The 15962-nt window shown below is 72.7% G+C and carries 10 protein-coding genes and 1 pseudogene; 9 read left to right on the top strand and 2 right to left on the bottom strand.

Annotated features, from left to right (window positions below):
- Window positions 1-4 precede the first annotated feature (4 nt).
- Together IE274_RS37495 and IE274_RS37490 are read right to left on the bottom strand one after the other, a co-directional pair.
- Window positions 5-1129 carry an ABC transporter substrate-binding protein gene (locus tag IE274_RS37495; protein ID WP_229910078.1) on the bottom strand — a complete coding sequence of 375 codons (1125 nt, stop codon included), beginning with the start codon at window positions 1127-1129 and terminating at the stop codon, window positions 5-7.
- A 171-nt stretch (window positions 1130-1300) separates the two neighbouring features.
- A complete protein-coding gene (locus IE274_RS37490) occupies window positions 1301-2314 on the bottom strand; it encodes a LacI family DNA-binding transcriptional regulator (RefSeq protein ID WP_190120417.1) in 1014 nt (337 codons plus the stop codon).
- A gap of 182 nt (window positions 2315-2496) precedes the next feature.
- Between IE274_RS37490 and IE274_RS37485 the strand changes: the two genes are divergently transcribed.
- From IE274_RS37485 to IE274_RS37445, 9 genes and pseudogenes are all read left to right on the top strand, one after another.
- Complete coding sequence (locus tag IE274_RS37485; RefSeq protein WP_190120416.1) at window positions 2497-5133, top strand: PA14 domain-containing protein; 2637 nt, start codon at window positions 2497-2499, stop codon at window positions 5131-5133.
- A gap of 192 nt (window positions 5134-5325) precedes the next feature.
- Window positions 5326-7674 carry a GH92 family glycosyl hydrolase gene (locus IE274_RS37480; protein ID WP_190120415.1) on the top strand — a complete coding sequence of 783 codons (2349 nt, stop codon included), beginning with the start codon at window positions 5326-5328 and terminating at the stop codon, window positions 7672-7674.
- A 241-nt stretch (window positions 7675-7915) separates the two neighbouring features.
- Entirely contained in the window at window positions 7916-9319 is a 1404-nt protein-coding gene (locus tag IE274_RS37475; protein WP_190120414.1) for a wax ester/triacylglycerol synthase family O-acyltransferase, read from the top strand.
- Window positions 9320-9394: 75 nt separating this feature from the next.
- Window positions 9395-10912: an SDR family NAD(P)-dependent oxidoreductase gene (locus IE274_RS37470; protein WP_190120413.1), complete on the top strand. Its 1518-nt coding sequence runs from the start codon at window positions 9395-9397 to the stop codon at window positions 10910-10912.
- Between the two features lie 275 nt (window positions 10913-11187).
- On the top strand, window positions 11188-11361 hold the full coding sequence (locus tag IE274_RS37465) for a hypothetical protein (protein WP_190120412.1): 174 nt from the start codon (window positions 11188-11190) through the stop codon (window positions 11359-11361).
- A gap of 268 nt (window positions 11362-11629) precedes the next feature.
- Window positions 11630-12286 (top strand): annotated as a pseudogene (locus IE274_RS39885) (helix-turn-helix domain-containing protein); the annotation flags it as partial.
- Window positions 12287-12500: 214 nt separating this feature from the next.
- Window positions 12501-13940: an MFS transporter gene (locus tag IE274_RS37455; protein WP_229910077.1), complete on the top strand. Its 1440-nt coding sequence runs from the start codon at window positions 12501-12503 to the stop codon at window positions 13938-13940.
- 52 nt (window positions 13941-13992) lie between these two features.
- Window positions 13993-14625, top strand: coding sequence for a histidine phosphatase family protein (locus IE274_RS37450; protein ID WP_190120410.1), 633 nt, complete (start codon window positions 13993-13995; stop codon window positions 14623-14625).
- Between the two features lie 485 nt (window positions 14626-15110).
- Entirely contained in the window at window positions 15111-15908 is a 798-nt protein-coding gene (locus tag IE274_RS37445) for a helix-turn-helix transcriptional regulator (RefSeq protein ID WP_190120409.1), read from the top strand.
- The last annotated feature ends 54 nt before the right edge of the window (window positions 15909-15962 follow it).

The raw sequence follows: 15962 nt of genomic DNA, 5'->3' as shown, positions 1-15962 counted from the left end.
CACGTCAGTACGCCTTGCCGAGGTCCGACTTCGCGTTGTCCTTGGTGTAGGCGCTGTCCTTGATAACGATGTCCTGAGCGACCTTGCCGCCCTTGGTGAAGGTGTCCAGGGTCTGGAAGGCCAGCGGTCCGAAGCGCGGGTTGGACTCGATGACGCCGTCGATCCAGCCGTCGACGATCCCGCGCACGGCGTTCTTCGTGCCGTCGATCGTCACGATCTTCACGTCGCCGGCCTTCTTGCCCGCGCCCTTGAGGGCGCCGACCGCGCCGAGGCCCATCTCGTCGTTCTCGGCGTAGATCCCGTCGATGCCGGGCTTGGACTGGATGAGCTGCTCCGTGACCTGCTGGCCCTTCTCGCGGGCGAACTCACCGGTCTGTTTGAAGACGACCTTCAGGTCCGGGGCCTTCTTCTTGAGCTGCTCCTGGAAGCCCTTGGTGCGGTCGGTGGTGACGTTGTTGCCCGCCGCGCCCAGCAGGATCGCGAGCTCGCCCTTGCCGCCCGTCGCCTCGATCATGCGGTCGGCGGCGCGCCTGCCCTGCTCGACGAAGTCCGAGCCGATGAAGCTCACATAGTCCTTGCAGGCGGCCGCGTTGATCTTGCGGTCGATGGTGACGATGGGGATGTGCTTGGCCTTGGCCTGGCGGAGCACCGGCTCCCAGCCGTCGGAGTTCAGCGGGGCGATGACCAGCAGGTCGGCGCCCTTGGCGATGAGGTCCTGGACGTCGCTGATCTGCTTGGAGAACTGCGACTGGGCGTTGGCCGTCAGGAGTTTCACGCCGCGCTTGCCGGCCTCGGCCTTGATGGAGGCGGTCTCGGCGATCCGGAAGGGGTTGGCCTCCTTCTCTGACTGGGAGAAGCCGACCGTCGCGGTCTTCAGGTCCAGCTTCTCGGCGCCGTAGTCGCCGATCACACAGGTCTCGGCGCCCGCGCCGGGGGAGGAGACGACCTGGCCCGCGTCGCCCTCGGACGCGGACGTGGAGTCGCCGGAGTCGGCGTCGTCGTCCTCCGACTTGGCGCATCCCGTGGCGGTGAGCGCGAGGCTCGCGGCGAGGCCGACGGCGAGCAGGGTGCTGGCCGACGCGCGGCCCGAACGGCCCGAGGTACGGCGAAGGAAGATGTTCGGCTTCATGGGAGTCCCCAAACGGCACGGCCCCGGCGCACACTGAGAGCGCTCACGGGAAGAACGGGTTTGCGGTCAACTCAGCGGTACGGGGAGCTTTTTACATCGTTGAAAGGAGGCTGTAAACCCTTCGCGCACGCACGCCCCCCGCGCCGGGCCCGCCCGCCGGCCCTGCGTGACTCACCGCCGTCCGAGCGTGCTTTCCCGCTCCACCAGCCGGAATTCGGCCGTGAGCGTCCGCCCGCGGGGCTCCCCGGCACCGGCGAGACTGCGCAGCAGCGAGGCCACCGCGAGCCGGGCGATGGCCTGTTTGTCCGGCGAGATCGTGGTCAGCGTGACCGCGCCGAACTGCCCCTCCGCGATGTCGTCGAAGCCGACCACCGCCACGTCCCACGGCACCCTGAGGCCCCGCTCGTGCAGCACCCGCATCGCCCCGATCGCGACCAGGTCGTTGTACGCGAACACCGCGTCGGGCCGCACCCCGGAGTCCAGCATCCGCGCCATCGCCTTCGCCCCGTCGTCGCGGTTCCAGCCGCCTACCGCCCCCACCAGCGACTCCGGCGCCGGGATCCCGGCCGCCCCCAACTCGGCGCGCCAGCCCTGAAGTCGCAGGTGGGCGGGGCGGTTCGCGGAGTCCGTGCGGGCGCCGAGGTAGGCGACGGTGCGCCGGCCGCGGCCGATGAGATGGCCGACGGCGGCGCGCGCGGCGGCGACGTTGTCGATGGCGATGTGGTCGTGCGGCAGGTCGTACTCGCGCTCGCCGAGCAGGACAAGCGGCACGTCGTCCTCGCGGCCCCGCAGGTCCTCGGCCTCCAGCTCCAGCGGGCTGAGGATCAGGCCGTCGATGACGCGGGCCCGGAAACCCTGGCTGACCAGGACCTCCTGCTCGCGGTCGCCGCGGGTGTGGTCGAGCAGGACGGTGAAGTCGTGCGCGGCGGCGGCGTCGATGACGGCTCCGGCCAGCTCGGCGAAGTAGGGGTTGCCGAGCTCGGGGACGGCGAGCGCGATGATGCCGGTGCGGCCCTTGCGGAGGTGCCGTGCCGTCAGGTTCGGGCGGTAGCCCAGCTCGTCGATCGCCTGCTGCACCCGGGCCCGCATCGCCGGGGTGACGTGCTGATACTTGTTCACCACGTTCGAAACGGTCTTGATCGAGACCCCCGCGCGTTCCGCGACATCCTTGAGGCTCACCCGCACGTGCCACTCCTCGCGTCGATGTGCGCCCCGGCCCCCGGGGCGTCCGGCAGCATCCGCCGCGGCCCTGGACAGCGCGCCCGGAGCCGTGCTGTCATGCCAACTGCCGTTCCTTCCAACGTTGTACAGACTCGTTGTACCGACTGGAGCGACGAGCCGCCACCCTTCCTCGACAAGGAGGATCCGTGCGCCCTAGACGATCCGGAAAGCTCCGGCACCCACTCGCCCTGCTGCTCACCGCCGCCCTGGTGTTCTCGGGGCTCATCGCCCAGGCCACCGCGAACGCGGCGGGCGACGAGGCACCCGAGGTCCACGGCCTGAAGGGCGAGTACTACACCCAGTCCGCCCCCGGTGCCTTCGACTTCCACGAGCTCAAGGCCACCGGCTTCGACCGGAACATCGACTTCGACACCCTCGAACCCCGGCTGAACCTCGCCACCGGCAAGTCCGACGACGCCACCGTCCGCTGGACCGGCAAGCTCGTCCCGGAGAGGTCCGGAGCCCACACCTTCGCCATGACCGGCGACAACGGCTTCCGGCTGTGGGTCGACGGCAAGATCGCCATCGACCACTGGGTCGATGACTGGGACCGCGAACAGACCTCCGAGCCCGTCGAGTTGAGTGCGGGGAAGGCCTACGACGTCAAGGTCGAGTACTTCGAGCACTACGGCGGCTCCAACCTCCACCTGCGCTGGACCGAGCCCGGCGGGACCAAGGAGGCCGTGCCGCAGTCCGCCTTCCGCCTCCCCGACGGCTGGGACTACGACGGCGCGACCGACGCCACCGTGCAGAAGGACGGCCGCGTCCTGAAGCTGCGGTTCGGCCAGGAACTCGGCGCACCCCCCGCCGGTCTCCTCGGCCACCTCGAAGCCGTCATCGGCGGCGCCAGGTGGCCCCTGGAATCGGTCGAGCGGGATCCGGCCGACCCGCGCACCCTGCTCGTCACCCTCAAGCAGCCCGTCGTCGGCAACAAGACCGGCACCGCCCGCGGCACCGCCGACCTGCGCTACGACGGCAAGGGCGGCCTGACCGGCGCCGACGGCAAGCAGGTCGGGGCGTTCTGGAGCAGCGGCGGCAACAAGTCGACGTACGAACTGCGCTCGAAGTGGGCGGACGAGGTCGGCCCCGGCAACGCGCTGCCCGAGTACCCGCGCCCGCAGCTCAAGCGCGCCGACTGGCGGAATCTGAACGGCAGGTGGCAGTTCGCCGCCGCCGAGGCGGGGGAGCGGCCGCCGGTCGGGAAGCAGCTCAAGGAGAAGATCCTCGTCCCGTACCCGGTCGAGTCCCAGCTCTCCGGCCTCCAGCGGCACGAGGACCGCATGTGGTACCGCCGCACGTTCACCGTCCCGGCCGGCTGGAAGGTCGGCGACCACCGCAACGACCAGCGGCTCAAGCTGAACTTCGGCGCCGTCGACTGGCACGCCAAGGTGTACGTCAACGGCACCGAGGTCGCCGAGCACAAGGGCGGCTACGACAAGTTCAGCGCCGACGTCACCGACGCCCTGAAGCCCGGCCGGACCCAGGAGCTGATCGTCGGCGTGCACGACCCGACGGACGCGCCCGGCGGCCCGAACCCGCCGGTCGGCAAGCAGCGCCTGGACCCGTCGGGCATCTGGTACACGCCGTCGTCCGGCATCTGGCAGACGGTGTGGATGGAGCCGGTCGCCCGCGACCACGCCGAGTCCCTGAAGATCACCCCCGACGTCCAGAGCAAGCAGGTCGCGGTCGAGGCCAAGGGCGTCCGCGACGGCGTGCCGGTCAAGGCGGTGGCGTACGAGGGCAAGAAGAAGGTCGCCGAGGCGAGCGGCCGCACCGGCAAGCCGCTGAAGCTCACCCTGAGGAAGCCGCACCTGTGGTCGCCCGACGACCCGTTCCTGTACGACCTCAAGGTCACCGTCGGCGGCGACAAGCGCACCGACCGGCTGCGGAGCTACTTCGGGATGCGCTCCATCGCCGTCGAGAAGATCGACGGCACCCCGCGCACGGTCCTGAACGGCAAGCCGATCTTCCTCATGGCCACCCTCGACCAGGGCTTCTGGCCCGACGGCCTGCACACCGCACCCACCGACGAAGCCCTCGCGTACGACCTGAGGATGCACAAGGAGATGGGCTTCAACTCCGTCCGCAAGCACATCAAGGTGGAGCCGGACCGGTGGTTCTACTGGGCCGACAAGCTGGGCCTGATGGTGTGGCAGGACATGCCGTCCATGCGGGCCGAGCGGAATCCGGACGCCGCCGCCCGCGCCCAGTACGAGCACGAGATGAAGCAGATGATCGACGAGCACGGGAACAGCCCGTCCATCGTCATGTGGGTCACCTTCAACGAGGGCTGGGGCCAGTACGACCAGGGCCGCATCGCCGAACAGGCCAAGGCCTGGGACCCGACGCGCCTGGTCAACGGCATGTCGGGCCTCAACCTGGGCGCCGACGGCGGCAAGGGCGACCTGATGGACGAGCACGGCTACCCGAGCCCGGCCCTGCCGCCCAGACCGGACGGCAGGCGGGCCCTGATCAACGGCGAGTACGGCGGCCTCGGCCTCGCGGTGCCGGGACATGCCTGGTCCGTGCAGCAGAGCTACGTCGACGTCGACCCCGCCAGGTACACGGAGGAGTACCTCACCAAGCTCGGCGAGGTGCGCGCTCTCGCCTGCAAGGGCGGCAACGGCGCCGTCTACACCCAGATCTCCGACGTGGAGGGGGAGTTGAACGGCCTGCTCACCTATGACCGCAAGGTCGTCAAGCCCGATGTGCCGCGCCTGCGCGCCGCGCACGAGGCCCTGATCAAGGACGCCTCGCAGGCGCCCGTGCGGGGCTGCGCCTGACGGACCGATGTGCTCCGGTCCGCCCCGGTGTGGGCGGACCGGAGCACAGCAGCGTGCGCGGAGCCGTCCCCGGAGCCGTGTCCGACTGCCCGGACGCCACACCCGCACCACCCTTGACGAGTACACGCACGCGCCCGAAGAATGAGCGCGCCCGATGCAGTGACAACGTTGTCCAAGGAGACGTTCCCACCCATGAGATGGACCCACCGGCTGCGCGGCGCGGGGACGGCGGCCGTGGCGGCCGCGCTCCTCGGCGGCGCCCTCGCCGTCCCGTCCGCCGGCGCGGCACCGTCCAGGGACCGGCTGACCGACCTGGTCAACCCGTTCATCGGCACCGAGAACGAGGGCAACACCTACCCGGGCGCCGCGGTGCCCTTCGGCATGGTGCAGCTCTCGCCCGACACCGGCCACAACACCGGGTACGACCACTCCGACACGCACATCCGGGGCTTCTCCGCCGTGCACCTGTCCGGCGTCGGCTGCGGCCTCGGCGGGGATCTGCCGGTGCTCCCGACGACCGGGGACGTGACGGAGACCGACTACGCCAAGTACGCCGCCGAGTTCAGCCACGACACGGAGACGGCGCGCCCCGGCTACTACCGGGTCGGCCTGAAGTCCGGCATCGGCGCCGAGCTGACCGCGACCGAGCGCACCGGCGTGCAGCGTTACACCTTCCCGGCCACCGACAAGGCCAACGTCCTCATCAACGCGGGACAGTCACTGCACAAGACCGTCGGCACCGACGTCGAGATCCTGGACCGCCGCACCGTCCGCACGAAGATCACCGGCAGCGGCTTCTGCCAGGACACCAAGCCGTACACGCTCTACACCATCACCCGCTTCGACCGGCCCTTCACGTCGGCGGGCACGTGGAAGGGCGGCACGGTCAGCGCGGGCTCGCGGACGTCCTCGGCCGACGCCGAGCGCAACGGCGCGTACGTCCGCTTCGACACCTCCAAGGACCGCACCGTCGAGGCGACGACCGCGCTGTCCTACGTCGACGCGAAGGGCGCCGCGCTCAACCTCCGTGCGGAGGGCGGGCGTTCGTTCGGCCACGTCGAGCACGCGGCGCGCGGGAAGTGGGAGGACCGGCTCGACGACGTACGGGCCCAGGGCGGCGACAAGACGCTGCGGCGCACCTTCTACTCGTCCCTGTACCGCTCGTTCCTCGCGCCGAACATCGGCAGCGACGTCGACGGCCGCTACACCGGCTGGGACCAGCGGACCCACCGTGCACGCGGGTTCACGTACTACCAGAACTGGTCCCTGTGGGACACCTACCGCACCCAGGCCCAGCTCCTCGCGCTGCTCGCCCCGCGCGAGTCCCGCGACATGGCCCTCTCCGTGCTCCGGATCGACAAGGAGAGCGGCTGGCTGCCCAAGTGGGGCTACGGCACCGTCGAGACGAACATCATGACCGGCGACCCGGTCACGCCGTTCCTCACCAACGCGTACCAGCAGGGCCTGTTCAAGGGGACCCCCGGGCTGGCGGAGGAGGCGTACCGGGCGCTGAAGAAGAACGCAGACGGGGTGCCGCCCGCCGACTCGGCGCCGGTGGGCCGCGAGGCCAACAAGGAGTACATCGCCGACGGCTTCGCCCCGTACGTCAAGGGCCGCCCGCACGCCAAGCCCGGTGACTCCGACTACGACCACGGCGCGTCGGCCACGCTGGAGTACGCCCTGTCGGACGCGATGCTCGCGCAGATGGCGCGCGAGCTGGGGCACAAGAAGGACGCGGAGCGCTATGCCGCGCGCGCCCAGAACTACCGGAAGATCTTCGACCCCTCGACCGGCTTCTTCCGGGCCCGGGACAAGGCCGGGGCGTTCACCGGGCCCGCCGATCCGGCCAAGAGCGAGGGCTTCCACGAGGGCACGTCGTGGCAGTACCAGTGGCTGGTGCCGCAGGACCTGCCCGGCATGGTGGACCTCATCGGCGGCAAGCAGGCCGCGAACGGCCGCCTGGACTCGTTCTTCGCCTACGACCAGCTCCTGAAGGACCCGGCGAAGACCGCCCGCGAGGTGTGGGTCAACGGCCCCTACGACTACTACAACGCGGACAAGTACAACCCGCAGAACGAGCCCGACCTGATCGCCCCGTACACGTACCTGTCCACGGGGCAGCCGTGGAAGACGACCGACGTGGTGCACGCCGCGCTGACGCTCTTCACGGACACCCCGACCGGCATGACCGGCAACGACGACCTCGGCACCATGTCCGCGTGGAACGTGCTCTCGTCCATCGGGATCTTCCCGGTGCAGCCGGGTACCGACACCTGGGGCCTGTCGACGCCGGTCTTCGAGCGGGTCGACCTCAGCCTGGACCGGCGCTACTACCCGCGCGGGCGGTTCACGGTGACGGCGCCCGGCACGTCGCCGGAGCGGCGGTACGTGCAGTCGGTGAGCGCCGACGGGGCGGACTACGGCCGGACGTATCTGCGCACCGGTGACATCCGTGAGCTGCGGGAGCTGTCGTTCACCGTCGGGGACAAGCCGTCGGAGTGGGGTACGGCACCCGAGGCGGCGCCGCCCGTGGTGAGGTGAGCTGCGCCCGTGGTGGCGCGAGCCGCATCCGTGGTGACGTGAGCCACGTCCATGGTGGGGTGACCGCGCGCTCGCGGTGACGAGGGGGCCACTGGTGTCCCGCGAGGCCCGTCCTTCCCGGCCGTTTCCGGGAAGGACGGGCCTTAATCTGTTGTTAACTGTACGTAGCTAGATCGTACTTGACCGTAATTGTCGGTGGGTGATTGGCTGCTGGCTCCGGCCATCGACGCGAGAGCGAGCCATGACCTCAGAGAGCTCGGACCTGCTCGCCCCCCTCGATCTCGCCTTCTGGAGCATCGAGTCCGCCGCGCACCCCATGCACCTCGGGGCCCTCGGCGTCTTCACCGCGGACTCGCCGTCCGCCGCCGCGCACGCCGCCGACCTGCTCGCCGCCCGCGCCCCCGCCGTCCCGGGCCTGCGCATGCGGATACGGCCCGTCCTGCTGCCCCCGGGCGGCGCCGAACGCCGGCCCGCGCCCGGCTTCGACCCGCTGGACCACGTCCACCTCGCCCCGCCCGCCGCGGACTTCCACGCGGTGGCGGGCGCGCTCATGGAGCGGCCGCTCGACCGGGACCGGCCGCCGTGGGAGGCGCACGTCCTGCCCGCCGCCGACGGGGCGTCGTTCGCCGTCCTGTTCAAGTTCCACCACGCCCTCGCCGACGGCCTGCGCGCCCTCACCCTGGCCGCCGGGGTCATGGACCCCGTGGAACTCCCGCCCGTGCGCGAGCCCCGCCCCGTCCCCGCGACACCGTGGTGGCACGCCCTCGACCCGCGGCGGCTGCCCGGCACCGTCGGCACCGCCCTCTCCGGGGCCCGCACCGCCGCCGCCGACGTCGGCCGGGCCCTCGACATCGGCGCGTCCGTGGCGCGCGCGACCTGGGGAGTACGGTCCTGCGACGCCCTCACCTCCCGGGCCACCGGCACCCGCAGCACCACCGGGGTCGAACTGGACCTGGACGACGTGCACCGCGTGCGCAAGACGGTCGGCGGCACCGTCAACGACGTCCTGATCGCCGTGGTCGCCGGGGCGCTGCGGCGCTGGCTCGACGAGCGGGGCGACGGCAGCGAAGGCGTCGCGCCGCGCGCCCTCGTCCCGGTCTCGCGCCGCCGCCCCCGCACCGCCCACCCGCAGGGCAACCGCCTCTCCGGCTATCTGGTCCGGCTGCCCGTCGACGACCCGGACCCGCTGGCCCGCCTCCGCGCCGTGCGCACCGCCATGGACCGCAACAAGGACGCGGGACCCACCCGCGGCGCGGGCGCCGTCGCGCTGCTCGCCGACCACGTGCCGTCGCTCGGCCACCGCGTCGGCGGCCCCGCCGTCGCCCACGCGGCCCGACTGCTCTTCGACATCCTCGTCACCAGCGTGCCGCTGCCCAGCCTCGGCCTGCGCCTCGGTGGCTGCCCGCTCACCGAGGTCTACCCCTTCGCCCCGCTGGCCCGCGGGCAGGCGCTCGCCGTCGCCGTCTCGACGTACCGCGGCCGGGTCCACTACGGGCTGGTCGCCGACGCCGCCGCGGTGCCCGACCTGGACCTCCTCGCGCGGTGCGTGCGCGCGGAGCTGGCCGTGCTCGTGGGCGCGTGCGAGAGCACACGGGGGGTGGCGGGCGACCGTTCGGGTTTGGTACCGGGCGCCCGGGCTACGTAAAGTTCCGCTTTTGGGAGCTTCCGCGGTCACCTCAGACGAGCCGCGGCACGAGTGCGGTGAGGAACGACAGCGGTCATGACGGTGACAGAGGACAGCCAGCAGCAGGGCGCCGGCGCCGCCGGGGACAGTGACTCGTACGGCCCGGGCATCGACCCCGAGCGGCTCGCCGTCTGCCTCAGCGTCCTCGACGAGCTGGACGAGCTGGACGTCGACCACCCCGACGCGATCACCGTGCGCCGCGCGACCGCCGGGATCTACCGTACCGTGAAGCAGCGCCGCCGCCAGGAGCGCAGGGCCGCCAAGACCGCCCACGACAAGGCCGTCACCGAGGCCACCGCCACCGGCTCCGCGCAGCGCATCGACGACGAGACCGAAGGCATCCTGCCGTCCTCCGTCACCGAGGCCGGCCAGATCGCGGGGATACTCCAGCGCCCCCGCTCCTGCTACACCTGCAAGACGCGGTACGTGGAAGTCGACTACTTCTACCACCAGCTCTGCCAGGAGTGCGCCGCCCTGAACCGAGGCAGGCGCGACGCCCGCGCCGACCTCACCGGCAAGCGCGCCCTGCTCACCGGCGGCCGCGCCAAGATCGGCATGTACATCGCCCTGCGGCTCCTTCGCGACGGCGCGCACACCACCATCACGACCCGCTTCCCCAAGGACGCCATCCGCCGCTTCAAGGCCATGGATGACTCCGCGGACTGGCTGCACCGCCTGGAGGTCGTCGGCATCGACCTGCGCGACCCCGGGCAGGTGGTCGGCCTCGCCGAGCAGGTCGCCGGGCAGGGCCCGCTCGACATCCTCATCAACAACGCGACGCAGACCGTACGCCGCCTGCCCTCCGCGTACGCCGCCCTCGTCGAGGGCGAGAGCGCGCCGCTGCCCGCCGGGGAACTGCCCGCCCACCAGGTGATCGGCGCCTTCAACTCCGGCGCCGTCGGCGAACTCGGCGCCTCCGCCGCGCTGCCCGCCGGCGTCAGCGGCCTGGACGCGCAGCAGGTCGCCGACCTCGCCCTGGTCGCGGGCAACGCCAGCGTCGAGCGGCACCTGGACGGCACCGCCATCGACGCGGGCGGCCTGGTGCCGGACGTCGTCGACACCAACACCTGGGTGCAGACCATCGAGCAGATCTCCCCGGTGGAGCTGCTCGAAACCCAGCTCTGCAACTACACGGCGCCGTTCATGCTGATCAGCCACCTGCGGCCGATGATGGCCGACGCCGCCAAGAAGGCCGCGAGCGGGCGCGCCTACGTCGTCAACGTCTCCGCCATGGAAGGCGTCTTCGGCCGCGGCTACAAGGGTGCCGGGCACCCGAACACCAACGCCGCGAAGGCCGCGATGAACATGGTGACGCGGACCAGCGGCCAGGAGATGTTCGAGGCCGACGGCATTCTCATGACCTCCGTCGACACCGGCTGGATCACCGACGAGCGCCCCCACCCGGACAAGCTGCGCCTCGCCGAGGAGGGCTTCCACGCCCCGCTCGACCTGGTCGACGGCGCGGCCCGGGTGTACGACCCGGTGGTGCGGGGCGAGGCGGGCGAGGACCTGTACGGGGTGTTCCTCAAGGACTACAGGCCCGGCAAGTGGTAGCGGCAGCCGGGATCTCCGCCGCCGGGATGCCGCGCGAATAAGGCATGTCCGGAATCCTCCCTTTGTTTTGGCGCTATCGAGCAGACTCGCGCTCATTTGGTTAACCTAGGGCGAACGGACGGCCACGAGGCGCACACCAGCGTCCCTACGCCGCCCCGGGACAGGCTGCGACCCGCTGCCGCGATCCCGCCCGGACACGGCGCCACCGCGACCGAGAAGACAGCGCAGTAAGCGCAGCCATCGTTCTTCCGTTACGCGACACAGAGGAGTGCGCGGTGACACCAGATCCGACCAAGCAGGAGCAGCGACCGGCCGATCGCGGCGGTGAGCTGGGCGGACGCCCCCAGCAGCTCCGCAACCTGGAGGTGTGGGCCCATGCGGCTCCTATCCGGCTCGCCGGATACGAGGACGACCTCGCGGAGCCGCACATCCTCCCCGGTATCGACTGAACCCTGCGCATGCGCGCCCCACGCCCCCCGTCGCGACTCGCGGCGGGGGGCGCGGCATGTCCGGGGGCGGGGTCCGCCCCGGGGTGCCCGGTGGGAGCGGCGGCCGTCCGAAGTTCCAAAAGAAATTCTGCAAAACTACTTTTGGAAAGTGGTCGAGGCGTCCTAGGCTCGTCGTATGGCGGACGAAGAGCGCCCGGCGGACGGCGCACGCGCGGCAGCGGACGAGCACGTGGCAGGCGGGGCCCGGCCCCCGGCCAGGAAGGACCACCTGCGGGTCCTCGACCCGGAGCGGGAGCCCGCCGCCATCAAGGCGCTGACGCACCCGCTGCGGGTCCGGCTGCTGGGACTGCTGCGCATGGACGGACCCGCCACCGCGAGCGAACTCGCGGCGCGGACCGGGGAGTCGTCCGCCGCCACCAGCTACCACCTGCGCGTCCTCGCGAAGTACGCGTTCGTCGCCGAGGCGGAGAACCGCGACAGTCGCGAGCGCCGGTGGCGCGCGGTGCACGCGGTGACCACCTGGGACCACGCGGCGATGGAGGCCTCGCCGGTCGGCCGGGAGTTCACGGGCAAGATGGCCCGGCGCCAGCTCGAGCACCTGCGGGAGTCGCTGGAGTGGTACGAGGCCGACCTGGCCGCCGGACGGACCGACCGGGAATGGCTCGAGCCGTCCGGCATCACGGACCTGCTGCCGGACCTGACCCCCGAGTCCCTGGCCGAGCTCAAGCAGGCGTTCGAGGCCAAGCTGGAGGAGCTGGCGGCACGCGACGCGGGGGACCCGCGGGCCGGGAAGGTCGTGGTCGCCTTCATGGGGCTGCCGGTCGCCGGTCGGCGGGCGGGGGAGGAAGGGGCCGGAGGGTCGGACGGGTCGGCGGGCGCGGGTGGTCCGGCGGCGGGTGGTCCGGCGGGTCCGGCGGCGGCGGAAGGCCCAGGCGAGGCGGGCAGTCCGCGCGAGGGGGCGGGCCGGACGGGGGCGGACAGCTCAGCTGGGGCAGGCCGTCCCGGCGACGGGCCCGGCGCGGACCAGGCAGGCAGCACGGCCGCCGGGCGCAACCCCGCCGAGGCGGGCGGCCCTTCCGAGGCGGGCGACCCCTCCGAGGCGGGCGCCCCCGCTCCGAGACGCGTGCGGGGTTACACCCATGACTGATTCCCGCGCGCCCATGGCCGACCCCCGCCCACCGGGCGCCGGGTTCCTCGACCCGCGTACCGCGCGCCGCCGCTACGTCACCGTCAGCGCGCTGTTCTGGCTGCCGCTCGGCCTGGCCATCGCGCCGATGGTGGCGCTCATGACCGAGCGCGGTCTCGGCCTCGCGGCCGTCGCCGGATGCGTCGCCGCGCACTCCCTCACCGCCGCCGCCCTCGAACTCCCCACCGGCGGGCTGTCCGACGTGCTCGGGCGCCGTGCCGTCCTGGCCGCGGCGGGCCTCTTCGACCTCGTCGCGCTGGTCCTCGGCGGGCTCGGCACCACCGCCTCGGTGCTCGCCCTCGGCATGGCGCTCAAGGGCGCGGGCCGGGCCCTGTCGAGCGGACCCGCCGAGGCCTGGTACGTCGACACGGTGCACGCGAGCGCGGGCCCCGACGCCGACCTGCGCACCGGCCTGGCCCGCGGCGCCGCCGCCAGCTCCGCCGCGCTCGCCGCCGGAGTCCTGATCGGCGGCGCCCTGCCCTGGCTCCTCGGCCTCGGCCCCGACCTCGGCGCCCGCCTCAGCGATGCCACGTCCGGCCTGGTCATTCCGCTGTCCGTACCGGCCCTGCTCGGCGCGGTCGTCGAGATCGGCTTCCTCGCGTACGTCCTGACCCGGCTGCCCGAGCCGCCCCGGCCGCGCGCCACCCTGCGCGGGGTGCTGCGCGACGTCCCCGCCACCGTCCTCGCCGGAGTGCGCCTCGGCAGCCGGGACGCCCTGGTGCGGCGGATCGTCCTCAGCGCCGGAGCCGCGGGCAGCGCACTGATCACCGTGGAGATCCTGACCCCCGGCCGGGCCGTCGACCTGACCGGCGCGCCGGAGTCGGGGGCGGTGCTGTTCGCGGGGCTCGCCTGCGGCGGATACCTCTGCTCGATGGCGGGCAGTCAGCTCGCCCCGCCCCTCGCCCGGCTCGCGGGCGGCAGCGAACGCGCGGTCCTCGTCGGCCTCGGCGGCGCGGCGGGCGGCCTGCTGCTGCTCGGCCTCACCGCGGTCGCCTCGGGCCCGGCCCCGCTCGCCCTCGCGGTGCTCGGGTACGCCCTCGTGTACGTGGGCCTCGGCGCCGCGGGCCCCAGCGAGAACGACCTCCTGCACCGGCGTGTCGACAGCGCGGGCCGCGCCACCGCCCTGTCCGTCCAGTCGCTTTCCCTCCAACTGGTGGGCGCCGGGGCCGGATTGGTGATCGGACACCTCCCGGAGGGCTCCCCGCGCTGGCTGCTCGGCGGCGCCGTCCTGCTCGCGGGCGCCCTCCTATGGGTACGCCGTCGTACGGTGCCGGAGGCCACCGAGGCCACCGAGGCCACCGAGGCCACCGAGGCCACCGAGGCCACCGAGGCCACCGAGGCCACCGAGGCCACCGAGGCCACCGTGCGTGGCGCAGCAGCCTCGCGTCCTTGAGCACGGCGAAGACCCGCGCACCCCTCCGTACGGACGAGAAAGGCACGCCCCGATGCGCACCATCCACGTCATCGCCCACCCCGAGGCGACGCACCACGTCGAGAAGGTGGTCGGCGGCTGGCACGACTCCGACCTCACGCCCGCCGGGCGGCACGCGGCGGACGCCATCGCGCGGGCGCTGCGCGCCGACATCCCCGACGGCGCCGACGTCGAGCTGATCTCCTCGGACCTGCGCCGCGCCGCGCGGACGGCCGACGCGGTGGGTGAACTGCTGGGCGTACGGCCGGTCCTGGACCGCAGGCTGCGGGAGAAGTCGTACGGCGAGGCGGAGGGCGGACCGCAGGAGTGGCTGGACCGGCGGTTCGTGCCGCCCCCGGCCGACGGGGACCGGATGGGGCACCACGAGGGCGTACCGGGCGCCGAGACCAGGGGCGCGTGCGCGCGCCGCGTCTACGACGCCATGGACGAACTCCTGCGGCGCCCGCGCGCGCACCAGATCGTCGTCACGCACGGCTTCGCCCTGACCTTCGTCGTGGCGGCCTGGATCAAGATGCCCTACGGGTCCCTCGGCTCCGTCAGCTTCCGGGCGCCGTCCGGCAGCATCACGGTCCTGCGCGAGGACGACTTCTTCCACAACCGGCAGGTCGTCAGCGTCGGGGACACCCGCCACCTCGCCGCGCGCTGACGCCGCATGTCCGCCCGGTGCGGTCGGGCGCCGTCCGGACCCGGAGCCGATGGTCCCGGCCGAGGTCGTGGCGGGCCCCCACGGTGAGCCCGGCCCGCTCCACCAGGGCGGTCAGCCCGGCCACGTCCCGCACGCCGGAGCCGAACGCGCACTTCAGGCGCAGGTGGTCGAGGGGAGCGTCGGCGTCGTCCGGGTCGGCCGCGGTGACCTGCTCGACCAGGAGCAGGGTGCACGGTGGCCACGAGGGCGGCCATGGCGAGCGTCGCGATGAGGGAGGCCCGGGTGCGGCGGGGCCCCGCGCGACGCCCTCCGGCCAGTGGCCACGGTGGTGTCACCGGCGGGGACGTAGGGGGCATGGGGGGTGTGCTCCTCACAGGTCGCACAAGAAGTTAGGTTACCCTTACCTTGCTTTCGGCGATCCAAGCCGGAGGCGCACAGCTCACACTCAGGGGCCAGTCCACGGGCCCCGAGGGCAGGGAGAATCGGTGAGGGTGAACGCGCGGTACGAAACGGTGTGGCCGGACGACGACTTCGTCACGCCGCAGGGCCACCCGACGCACGTCCGCGACACCCACCAGTTCCGCTACGTGCCGCTGGGGCGCATCGTTGTCACGGCCCTCGGCGTCGACTACGAACTGTCCCCGTCCGTCGCCCTGTGGCTGCCCGCCGGCCTGCCGCACAGCGCCCGCTTCGACCCCGGCGTGCTGGTGCTCAGCGAGACGTTCGACCCCGCACGGCACCCGCTTCCGTACCGGGGCGCGACGCTCGTGAACGTCAGCGCGGCACAGCAGCGCCTGCTCCTCGGGCGCATGCGGGACTCCGGCGGCCCCGGGGGCGCACCGGACGACGACGCGCTGTTCGCCGCCCTGACGGACGGCCAGGCGGACTGCCTGCCGCTGCCGCAGCCCATGAGCCAGGCCGCCCGGGCGGTGGCCGGGGCGCTGCTGCGGCGGCCCGACGACCCGCGGACCGCGTCGGAGTGGGCGGAGCGGCTGTTCACCAGCTCGACGAGCCTGCGCCGCGCCTTCCGCACGGAGACGGGCCTCGCCTTCTCCGAGTGGCGCACCAGGCTGCGCCTCAACCAGTCGCTGACGCTCCTCGCGCAGGGGCAGCAGGTGGGCACGGTCGCGGCGCGGGTGGGCTTCGTCAGCACGAACGGCTACATCCTCGCGTTCCGCAAGCACTTCGGGCGTACGCCGGGTGCGTACGCGCGGGCGCGGGCTGCCGGGGTCGGCACCGGAACCGGAGCTTCCATGGCTGCCCGGGGGAGCGCTCAGGGGTGACCCCGGGATGGCCTCCGCGGTGATTCGGGGGCGCCTTGCGCGGCGATTCAGGGG

It is taken from the genome of Streptomyces flavofungini, from assembly GCF_014650815.1.
Classification (GTDB): Bacteria; Actinomycetota; Actinomycetes; order Streptomycetales; family Streptomycetaceae; genus Streptomyces; species Streptomyces flavofungini.
The sequence above is the reverse complement of the archived record's forward strand: the minus strand, read 5'-3'. Positions and strand labels throughout refer to the sequence as shown.

Coding starts and splice junctions, on each gene's coding strand:
- IE274_RS37495 (WP_229910078.1), bottom strand. CDS start 1,129: ATGAAGCCGAACATCTTCCTTCGCCGTACCTCGGGCCGTTCGGGCCGC.
- IE274_RS37480 (WP_190120415.1), top strand. CDS start 5,326: ATGAGATGGACCCACCGGCTGCGCGGCGCGGGGACGGCGGCCGTGGCG.
- IE274_RS37475 (WP_190120414.1), top strand. CDS start 7,916: ATGACCTCAGAGAGCTCGGACCTGCTCGCCCCCCTCGATCTCGCCTTC.
- IE274_RS37470 (WP_190120413.1), top strand. CDS start 9,395: ATGACGGTGACAGAGGACAGCCAGCAGCAGGGCGCCGGCGCCGCCGGG.
- IE274_RS37455 (WP_229910077.1), top strand. CDS start 12,501: ATGACTGATTCCCGCGCGCCCATGGCCGACCCCCGCCCACCGGGCGCC.
- IE274_RS37450 (WP_190120410.1), top strand. CDS start 13,993: ATGCGCACCATCCACGTCATCGCCCACCCCGAGGCGACGCACCACGTC.